This is a genomic window from Mesorhizobium sp. WSM3862 (genome assembly GCF_002294985.1).
Classification (GTDB): domain Bacteria; phylum Pseudomonadota; class Alphaproteobacteria; order Rhizobiales; family Rhizobiaceae; genus Mesorhizobium.
This window is the reverse complement of the sequence record NZ_NSGE01000001.1, coordinates 38,179-47,371: the sequence shown is the minus strand read 5'-3', so window position 1 is coordinate 47,371 and position 9,193 is coordinate 38,179. Positions and strand designations below refer to the sequence as shown.

Here is a 9,193-nt window from a genome sequence, read left to right as displayed (position 1 = left end):
CCGCAATTCCTCCGAACGCGGACTCAAAAAACGCGGCCAACGAGGGAAAAAATGGCAGAAAGCGCCCCCAAAAGGCACCGCGACGATGGGATTATGACTTTGGTATTAGATGCAATGCGAAGCGGAGCTCAGGCTTTGAGCGCCTCAAGCAGGCTGACTGCCGCCATCATGTCGCGCTTGCGGGCGGAGCGGCGCGCGACGGCTTCGGCATCCTGGCCCCAGTGCTCGATCTGCCAGTCTTCGTCGACATGGCCGGCGGCCCAGGCCTCCTCGCCGTCGAGCTCGCCGAAGTCGACGGCAAGCGCCAGCAGCGCTGAGCCGGTCAGCGAGGTCATGACGTGGATCGCGGCCAGACGCAGCGGCTCGGCGCGCTGGGCAAGATGAGCGCCAAGGACGGCGATCGTCTCGCGCGGCTGCTCGACATGGATGACACCTTCGGCGAGGTTGAAGCGCACGCCGAGGTTGCTTCTTGCCCAATCGAGAACCGGATCCCAGAGCCTGTTCTGACGGTCTACCAGCCCCTGCGGGCCATCGGCTCGGTAGCAAAGCAGGTCCGACGAAGCGAAGCGCAGGACATCCTCCAGCACCGCTTGCGGGTCGCTGGCCACACCGTCGAGTGCCGTGTTGGCAAGGCGCATCACCGGCATGGTCACAGGGTCGATGATCTCGCGCTGGGCGGAAAATTCGTCAGCAACCAGCGTCGCGGCTCCTTCAGTCGGCAACACCAGCAGCGCCTTTCCCGGCGTGCGGACCGGCCTGCCGTCCAGATGGACGGCAAAACCGCCTTCGACCGGCACTACCGAAACCGCCTTGTAGAAGCGCTTCGGCAGCGGCGTCTTCATCTGGATCTGGGCGCGGCGCACCGGATCGGGATCTGAAAGCTGCTTTCCCGCTTCGAGGTCGTTGAGGATGTCGCGCATCTCGAACTCCTTACGCTGGGACCTGCTTGCGCGACGGCCGATTGACGATGATCAGCCCGGCCGCGATCAGGCCCGATGCCAGGAAGATCCTGATCGTCAGCGGCTCGCCCAAAAGCACGGCGCCGCACAGAACACCGAACACCGGCGACAGGAAGGCGAAGCTGGACAGGCCTGCCGCCGGATAGCGCGTGAGCAGCCAGAACCACAAAACATAGGTGAAAGCGACGATATAGAAAGACTGGAACATCAATGCCAGTGTCGGCAATGCAGCGATTTCGCGGATGGGCGGGCCGGCGAACGGCATCACAAGGGCACCGACGACGGCGGCGCCAGCGAGTTGATAGAGCAGAAGCTTCTCGGCGCTGGTCTCGACCAGCTTCGATCGCTTGATGACGATGCTGGTCAACGCCCACAGGATGCCCGAGCCAAGACTGAGCAGATCGCCCGTCAGCGTCGCGTCATTGCCGCCGAAGATGCCGTCTGAGAACACGGCCAGAAGGCCGCAGAAGGCAAGCACGAGGCCCCCAAGCTTGCGCACGTTGATGCGCTCGCCGAGCAAAAAATGGCCGCCGATCAGGACCCAGAACGGCATGGTGTTGACCAGGAGCGTGTTGCGAGCGACGGTCGTGTATTCCAGCCCGATATAGAGAAACAGGAACTCGACGCCGAAGAGCACGCCGACGACAATACCGGCGCTGAGCGTCCCATCCGCTTCAAACAGCTTGATGCCGCGCAACCGGCACCAGCCGAGAACGCACAGCCCGCCGATGATCGAGCGCGCGATCGATACGAAGACCGGATCGTAGCCGGCATAGGAGACCTTGGCGGCGACGTAGTTCAGGCCCCAGGACAATGTCAGCCCGACCATCATGGCGGCCGCGGTCATGTCGACCGCGTCGCGTCGGCCGAATGTATCGGCAGCACCGCTCAATTGTCGTCCTCCGCGCTCTGCTCATCGAAGCCGAGCAAGTTCCAGCTTTGGCGCATATGCGGCGGCATCGGCGCGGTAACATCGATGACGCCCTGGTCTGGATGCGGGATAACGATGCGGCGCGCGTGAAGATGAAGGCGGTTCTGGATGCCGCCGGGAAACTCCCAATTGGTGTCGGCCTCGAAATATTTGGGATCGCCGATGATCGGGCAGCCGGTATGGGCGGCATGGACGCGAAGCTGGTGGGTGCGGCCGGTATAAGGTTCCATTTCCAGCCAGGACAGCGACTGCGCCGCCTGCTCGACGACGCGGTAATAGGAAACGGCATGGTCGGCGCCCTTCTCGCCATGCTTGGCGATGCGCACGCGGTCGCCGTCCGGCGTCGCCTCCTTGACCAGCCAGGTCGAGATCTTGTCCTCGCGCTTCGGCGGCACGCCCTTGACCAAGGCCCAATAGGTTTTCTTCGTCTCGCGCGCCCGGAACGCTTCCGACAGCTTCATCGCGGCAAGGCGGGTGCGGGCAACGACCAGCACGCCGGACGTGTCGCGGTCGAGGCGATGGACGAGGCGCGGCTTCTCGCCCTTCTGGTTGCGCCAGGCCTCGAGCATGTCGTCGACATTGCGCGTGACGCCGGAGCCGCCCTGCACGGCAAGCCCGGCAGGCTTGTTGAAGACGAAGACCTTCGGGTCCTCGTGCAGCAGCATCTTGGCCAGCACATCGGCATCGCCCTGGTTGCGGATCGAATGGCCGGTGAGCGCGGCGTCGCCCTTCTTGTCGACTTCGAGCGGCGGAATGCGCACGGTCTGCCCGGGCTCGACGCGCGTGTCGGCCTTCACGCGGCCGCCATCGACGCGGACCTGGCCCGAGCGCAAGAGCTTTTGCAGGTGACCGAAGCCGAGGCCCGGATAATGGACCTTGAACCAGCGGTCGAGCCGCATGCCCGCTTCGCCGGCCTCCACAGTGATTTGTTCGACACCTGCCATGGTTACGCTTTTCCGGTTGAAGGCGGCGCCATAGCACTAAGGCAGAGAGGTTGCGAGCCAAAGACCCAACAACGGACAAAGATCGCGCCAAAGAGCGTTGCGGAGCCGCAGGCGCGGACGCTTCAGTTTGCGGCGGCCTTCTTGGCCTTGGACGAGCCGATCATCTTCCAGTTCTTGTAGAACATGGAATTGATGCGCTCGACGCTGACCGAGACGATGGCGAGAAGGTTGGCGATCAGGCCGGGGAATGGCGATGGACGGATGATATCCATGAACACGCAGTAGCGGCGTCCGTCATATTCGTTCACCGAACGGTGCAGCAGCGTGTCGTCGAAAATGTAAAGCGGGTTGTCGTGCCAGTAGTTCCTGGCGCCGTTGCACTCGACGAAAATCTCAGCCTTGACCGGCAACAGGTTGTAGAGGATGCGCAGGCTGAGCCGCAGCGGCCCGAAATGCCAGGAAGTCGATTCCTTGCCTCTGAAGACTGAGACCGCGATGGTCTTGATGTATTTGAAGTCCTTGTTGAATTCCGCGACGTTGTCGATCTTGTGCTTGCCATACCACTGATAGACATACATGCCGCGCCGACCGGTGCCGAAATTGGCGTCGATATCGGCGATGATCTCGTCCTTGCGAGCCTTGAAGACGTCGAGAACCTCGTTGACCTCGCGCTGATAGTCTGCGGGGAACTGCTCCAGCTTCCATACGCCCGGGTTCCGATAGCAAAGCAGGTCGACCAAAAGGTTGAATGGCGACAGCAGCCAGGTGAAGATGCCGTTGCCGAGGAAATAGCCGCGGAACAACGACAGATCCTTGTTTGCATTGCGCATCACGTCGATCAGACCGCAGACGATCCAGATCGTGGTCAGGATCGGGATAAAATAAAAGCCAAGCGCGAGAAGCGGGACTGCGATAGCAGCCTGACGAAGAGTCTTACGGGTTTGCTTTGTCATAGTCTTTCGCCTGGGAGCGCGATCCTGTTCGCATGAGCCAAATCACGGCGACCCCCGCCAGCCGTGCGCCTTCATAGGATTTTTCATGACGCGGCACAATCTGGAACAGGTTTGCCCGCTCACGATCGCGCCAGCATCTCGACTTTGCTGTCATGCCGACGAAGCTTCGCCGCGAAGCACCCGGGCTCGCCGAGCCGCGGAAGCGGCTATTCCCGCTCTTTGCGCAGCTTTGCCCAGTATTCCAACCGCTTCCTGACCTCGCGCTCGAAGCCGCGCTCGGGCGGATCGTAGAAAGTGCGGCGGCCCATCTTTTCCGGGAAATAGTCCTGGCCGGAAAAGGCATCCGGCTCGTCGTGGTCGTAGCGGTAGCCGGCGCCGTAGTCCTCTTCCTTCATCAGCTTGGTCGGCGCGTTGAGGATGTGCTTGGGCGGCAGCAGCGAGCCGAATTCCTTGGCCGCTTGTGTCGCCGCCTTGAAGGCGGTGTAGACGGCGTTCGACTTGGGCGCGGTGGCGAGATAGACAGTGGCCTCGGCGAAGGCGAGTTCACCCTCGGGCGAGCCGAGATAGTCGTAGGCGTCCTTTGCGGCATTGGCGACGACCAGCGCCTGCGGATCGGCAAGCCCGATATCTTCCACCGCCATGCGCACCAGCCGGCGGCCGAGATAGAGCGGATCCTCACCGGCATCGAACATGCGGGCGAGGTAATACAGCGCGGCGTCCGGATCCGAGCCGCGTACTGATTTATGCAGCGCCGAGATCAGGTTGTAGTGGCCGTCCTGGCCCTTGTCGTAGATCGGCGCGCGACGCTGGATGACGCGCTGCAGGCCTTCGGGCCCAAACACCTCGCCCGGCTTGGCGGCGCGCCAGACCTCCTCGGCGAGCGTCAGCGAGGCACGACCGTCGCCATCGCTCATGCGGATCAGCATGGCCCGCGCCTCGTCGTCGAGCGGCAGCGCCCTGCCCTCGGTCGCCTCGGCCCGCTCCAGCAGCTTGGCGATGCTCTCCTCGTCCAGCGAGCGGAAGACGAGCACCCGCGCGCGGGACAGAAGCGCCGCGTTCAGCTCGAAGGATGGGTTCTCCGTCGTGGCGCCGACCAGCACCACCGTGCCGTCTTCCATGACCGGCAAAAAACCGTCCTGCTGGGCGCGGTTGAAGCGATGGATCTCGTCGACGAAGAGCAGCGTCTGGCGGCCATTGGTCCGGCGCAATTTTGCTGCCTCGAACACTTTCTTCAGGTCGGCGACGCCGGAAAACACCGCCGATATCTGCTCGAAGGCGAGGTGGGTTTCGCCGGCGAGCAGCCGCGCCACCGTCGTCTTGCCGGTGCCGGGCGGGCCCCAGAAGATCATCGAGCCGAGCGTGCCGGAATTGATCAGCCGCGTCAGCGCGCCATCCGGGCCGGTCAAGTGCTCCTGGCCAACGACCTCGCCAAGGGTCTTCGGGCGCAACCGATCAGCCAGCGGCCGGCCGGGCGGCGCCTTCTCCGGTTCATCGACGCTGAACAGATCGGCCATGCACTTTTATTTGGTTGGAACGCGGCCCCTTTTCCAGAGCCTGCTCAGTAACGCAACACCTGGCGCAGTATCTGCCCACCGCGCTCGACGGTAAACCGCCACCACCGCGTGTCCTGCTGCGCAATCTGTGCCAGCGTCGCCGCCTTATCGATGCTGGTGCCGTTCACTTCGCGCACGATATCGCCCGGTTGGAAGCCGAAATCGGCGGCCGGTGAATCGCGGTTGATGTCGACCACGGTGACCCCCTTCATGTCGGTGCGCAGCCCGAGACGCTGGGCAAGGCGCGGCGAAAGCTCTGCCACCTTGGCGCCGGCGAAGGGGCTGCGGCCATGCAGCGTGACCTCGCTCGCCTTCGCGCCTTCGGGGGCGCGCTCCAGGGCAATCTCGAGCGTTGCCTGCTGGCCCTTGCTCAGTACGGCGAAGGTCGCCTTCGTACCGATCGACAGCGTCGCCATGCGGTAGTTCAGCGCCTCGATGCTTTCGACCGGCGTGTTGTTGAGCGACAGCACGACGTCGCCCGGCTTGAGCCCCGCCTTGCCGGCCGGTCCGGCCGCATCGACCGACGAGACCAACGCGCCGGTCGGCTTTTCCATGCCGAGCGATTCCGCGATCTGCGGTGTCACGGCTTCAAACTCGGCGCCGATATAGGGCCGCTCGAAGAAATCCAGGCCGGCCTTGGCGGCGTCGGCGAAAGCCCTGACCATGTTCGACGGAATGGCGAAACCGATACCGATCGAGCCGCCGCTACGGCTATAGATAGCCGTGTTGATGCCGACCAGCTGGCCGCCCATGTTGATCAGCGCGCCGCCGGAATTGCCGGGATTGATGGCGGCATCGGTCTGGATGAAATAGCCGGAGTCGGAAACGCCGATATGGCTGCGGGCAAGCGCCGAAACGATCCCGCTGGTGGTGGTCTGGCCGACGCCGAAGGGATTGCCGATGGCGAGCACCAGGTCGCCGACCTCGAGCGCGTCGGAATCGCCGATGGCGATCACCGGGAACGGCTTGTCGGCGGAGATCTTGAGCACGGCAAGATCGAGTGTCTCGTCCTTAAGCATCACCTTGGATGTGAACTCGCGCCCGTCGGCCGTCGCGACCTTCACCTCGTCGGCATCCTTGATGACATGGTAGTTGGTGACGATGACGCCGCTTGGATCGACCAGCACGCCGGAACCGAGCGAAGACTGCGCGCGCGGCTGCGCGCGACCGAAGAACTCCTCGAAGAAGGGATCGCCCTCGAACGGCGAGGTCACCTTTGCCGTCTGCGAGGCGTAGACGTTGACCACGGCCGGCGCCGTCTGCTTGACCAGCGGCGCAAACGAAAGCTGCACCTCCTCGCGGCCGAACGGCACGCGCTTGTCGGGCCCGGAGGTCGAGTTCTCACCTTCGACGCCATGCAAGAGGTCAGTCAGCACGTCGGAAAGGCCAGGGTCGGCCGGCTTGGCGGCATCTTCTGCGAATGCCTGTCTGACGCCAGGAGCCGCGGCGAAAGCGGCAAGCGTGCAAACCGCAATAAGAAACAGCCGTTTGAGGTGCATTCCGAATCCTCCAGATCAGGCGCCATTGTCCCGACGATTGTGCAGAATGAAAGGCTAATGCACGGAAATACGATGCTTGTCGCGCAAAAGCGTGAGAACGAGAACGAAAATCCGCTCGCCCTGCTCGCTGGTTTCAGAACGAAAAAGGGGCCCCGAAGGCCCCTTGAATTCATTCGCTGAAAACCTGGCCTTATGCGGCCGCGGCTTCCTCTTCGCCGCCTTCGGCCTCGAGACGCGCGCGGTCGGCGGCGCCCTTGGCCGAGGTGTCGCGGTCGACGAACTCGATGACCGCCATGGCGGCATTGTCGCCGTGGCGGAAGCCCGCCTTCATGATGCGCAGGTAGCCGCCGTTGCGGCTGGCGTAGCGCGGTGCGATGGTTTCGAACAGGCGCTTGACGACGCCTTCATTGCCGATCTGCGCGATCACCTGGCGGCGGGCGTGCAGGTCGCCGCGCTTGCCGAGCGTCACCAGCTTCTCGACGATCGGACGCAGGTCCTTCGCCTTCGGCAGGGTGGTGACGATCTGCTCGTGCTCGATCAGAGACACGGCGAGGTTGGCGAACATCGACTTGCGGTGGCTCACGCTGCGGGCGAAGCGACGGCCTTTGAAACCGTGGCGCATGGCTCTTTTCCTTCTTTAGTTGTTCAAGAGGCCACGGCCTCTGATGGTTTTCCGCATGACCGTCGGATCGAGCGGCTCGCGCCGCCGATCCTTGGAATTCATGCTCAATATTGATCTTCGTAACGCTTGGCGAGGTCTTCGATGTTTTCCGGGGGCCAATCCGGCACTTCCATGCCGAGGTGCAGACCCATCGCCGCCAGCACTTCCTTGATCTCGTTCAGCGACTTGCGGCCGAAATTCGGAGTGCGCAGCATCTCGGCTTCCGTCTTCTGGATCAGGTCGCCGATATAGACGATGTTGTCGTTCTTCAGGCAGTTGGCCGAACGCACCGAAAGCTCGAGCTCGTCGACCTTCTTGAGCAGCGCCGGGTTGAAGGCCAGCTCGGTGACGGCCTCGGTGGCGACTTCCTTCTGCGGCTCGTCGAAGTTGACGAACAGGCTGAGCTGGTCCTGCAGGATGCGGGCCGCGAAAGCCACGGCGTCCTCGCCCGAGATCGAACCGTCGGTCTCGATGGTCATGGTCAGCTTGTCATAGTCGAGAACCTGGCCCTCGCGGGTGTTCTCGACCTTGTAGGAGACCTTCTTGACTGGCGAGTAGAGGCTGTCGACCGGGATCAAGCCGATCGGCGCGTCCTCGGCGCGGTTGCGCTCAGCCGGCACATAGCCCTTGCCGGTGTCGACGGTGAACTCCATGCGGATCTCCGCACCCTCGTCCAGCGTGCAGATCACGTGGTCGGGGTTGAGGATCTCGACGTCGCCGACGGTCTGGATGTCGCCGGCAAGGACGGCGCCCGGACCCTGCTTGCGCACGACCATGCGCTTGGGACCATCGCCTTCCATGCGGATGGCGATTTCCTTGATGTTGAGCACGATGTCGGTCACGTCCTCGCGCACGCCGGCGATGGACGAGAACTCATGCAGCACGCCGTCGATCTGCACGGCGGTGACGGCCGCGCCGCGCAGCGAAGACAGAAGCACGCGCCGCAGCGCGTTGCCGAGCGTGAGGCCGAAGCCGCGCTCGAGCGGCTCGGCCACGAGCGTGGTCAGCGTCTTCTTCTTCGACGAGAACTCGATCTTGTTCGGCTTGATCAGTTCCTGCCAGTTTTTCTGGATCATGGTGTCTTCCTTCCTTTGACCCGCCACCATCCAATCGTGGCGGGCAGCCTGGAATTGCCGCGGAGGAGCGCCTTGGCGCTCATGCGGCGTTCAAAAATATTAGACGCGGCGCTTCTTGCGCGGACGGCAGCCATTGTGCGGGATCGGCGTCACATCGCGGATCGAGGTGATCGTGAAGCCGGCGGCCTGCAGGGCGCGCAGCGCCGATTCACGGCCGGAGCCGGGTCCGCAGACCTCGACCTCGAGCATGCGCATGCCGTGTTCCTGGGCCTTCTTGGCGACGTCCTCGGCGGCCATCTGGGCGGCGAACGGGGTCGACTTGCGCGAACCCTTGAAGCCCTGGGCGCCGGCCGACGACCAGGCGATCGAATTGCCCTGCGCGTCGGTGATGGTGATCATCGTGTTGTTGAAGGTCGAATTGACGTGGGCAACGCCCGACGAGATGTTCTTGCGTTCGCGACGGCGAACACGAGCGGCTTCCTTGGCCATGGTAGTCCTTTCAGTTGATCTCTACACCGCCGTAACGCCAGCGGCTCCACCTTCGTAAGGGAGTAGGGGAATAGGGCAGTAAGGGAGTGGGAAATGAACGATCCGATTTCGGACTATTCCCTACTGCC

Annotated in this window: 9 protein-coding genes; all 9 read right to left on the bottom strand. The window is 63.3% G+C overall.

Annotation, left to right across the window (positions count from 1 at the left end; all coding sequences use genetic code 11):
- Window positions 1-128: 128 nt before the first annotated feature.
- Window positions 129-920 (bottom strand): ATP12 family chaperone protein, encoded by a 792-nt coding sequence (locus CK224_RS00270; protein ID WP_095780451.1) that lies wholly within the window; start codon window positions 918-920, stop codon window positions 129-131.
- 10 nt (window positions 921-930) lie between these two features.
- The gene (locus tag CK224_RS00265; protein WP_176477844.1) at window positions 931-1,806 is read right to left on the bottom strand and encodes a DMT family transporter; all 876 of its coding nucleotides are present in this window, start codon (window positions 1,804-1,806) and stop codon (window positions 931-933) included.
- Window positions 1,807-1,847: 41 nt separating this feature from the next.
- Window positions 1,848-2,834 (bottom strand): RluA family pseudouridine synthase, encoded by a 987-nt coding sequence (locus CK224_RS00260; protein ID WP_095780449.1) that lies wholly within the window; start codon window positions 2,832-2,834, stop codon window positions 1,848-1,850.
- Between the two features lie 122 nt (window positions 2,835-2,956).
- Window positions 2,957-3,787 (bottom strand): aspartyl/asparaginyl beta-hydroxylase domain-containing protein, encoded by an 831-nt coding sequence (locus CK224_RS00255; protein ID WP_095780448.1) that lies wholly within the window; start codon window positions 3,785-3,787, stop codon window positions 2,957-2,959.
- Window positions 3,788-3,993: 206 nt separating this feature from the next.
- Window positions 3,994-5,301 (bottom strand): replication-associated recombination protein A, encoded by a 1,308-nt coding sequence (locus tag CK224_RS00250; RefSeq protein WP_095780447.1) that lies wholly within the window; start codon window positions 5,299-5,301, stop codon window positions 3,994-3,996.
- 44 nt (window positions 5,302-5,345) lie between these two features.
- Window positions 5,346-6,839 (bottom strand): DegQ family serine endoprotease, encoded by a 1,494-nt coding sequence (locus CK224_RS00245; RefSeq protein ID WP_095780446.1) that lies wholly within the window; start codon window positions 6,837-6,839, stop codon window positions 5,346-5,348.
- Window positions 6,840-7,029: 190 nt separating this feature from the next.
- The gene (rplQ, locus tag CK224_RS00240) at window positions 7,030-7,461 is read right to left on the bottom strand and encodes a 50S ribosomal protein L17 (protein WP_066989613.1); all 432 of its coding nucleotides are present in this window, start codon (window positions 7,459-7,461) and stop codon (window positions 7,030-7,032) included.
- Window positions 7,462-7,565: 104 nt separating this feature from the next.
- Window positions 7,566-8,576, bottom strand: coding sequence for a DNA-directed RNA polymerase subunit alpha (locus tag CK224_RS00235; RefSeq protein ID WP_059188661.1), 1,011 nt, complete (start codon window positions 8,574-8,576; stop codon window positions 7,566-7,568).
- A 99-nt stretch (window positions 8,577-8,675) separates the two neighbouring features.
- Window positions 8,676-9,065 (bottom strand): 30S ribosomal protein S11, encoded by a 390-nt coding sequence (rpsK, locus tag CK224_RS00230; RefSeq protein WP_006205444.1) that lies wholly within the window; start codon window positions 9,063-9,065, stop codon window positions 8,676-8,678.
- Window positions 9,066-9,193: the final 128 nt, after the last annotated feature.

Bases quoted from the DNA above. Each gene is read 5' to 3' on its own strand.
- CK224_RS00270 (WP_095780451.1), bottom strand. From the start codon at position 920: ATGCGCGACATCCTCAACGACCTCGAAGCGGGAAAGCAGCTTTCAGAT.
- CK224_RS00265 (WP_176477844.1), bottom strand. From the start codon at position 1,806: ATGACCGCGGCCGCCATGATGGTCGGGCTGACATTGTCCTGGGGCCTG.
- CK224_RS00260 (WP_095780449.1), bottom strand. From the start codon at position 2,834: ATGGCAGGTGTCGAACAAATCACTGTGGAGGCCGGCGAAGCGGGCATG.
- CK224_RS00255 (WP_095780448.1), bottom strand. From the start codon at position 3,787: ATGACAAAGCAAACCCGTAAGACTCTTCGTCAGGCTGCTATCGCAGTC.
- CK224_RS00250 (WP_095780447.1), bottom strand. From the start codon at position 5,301: ATGGCCGATCTGTTCAGCGTCGATGAACCGGAGAAGGCGCCGCCCGGC.
- CK224_RS00245 (WP_095780446.1), bottom strand. From the start codon at position 6,839: ATGCACCTCAAACGGCTGTTTCTTATTGCGGTTTGCACGCTTGCCGCT.
- rplQ (WP_066989613.1), bottom strand. From the start codon at position 7,461: ATGCGCCACGGTTTCAAAGGCCGTCGCTTCGCCCGCAGCGTGAGCCAC.
- CK224_RS00235 (WP_059188661.1), bottom strand. From the start codon at position 8,576: ATGATCCAGAAAAACTGGCAGGAACTGATCAAGCCGAACAAGATCGAG.
- rpsK (WP_006205444.1), bottom strand. From the start codon at position 9,065: ATGGCCAAGGAAGCCGCTCGTGTTCGCCGTCGCGAACGCAAGAACATC.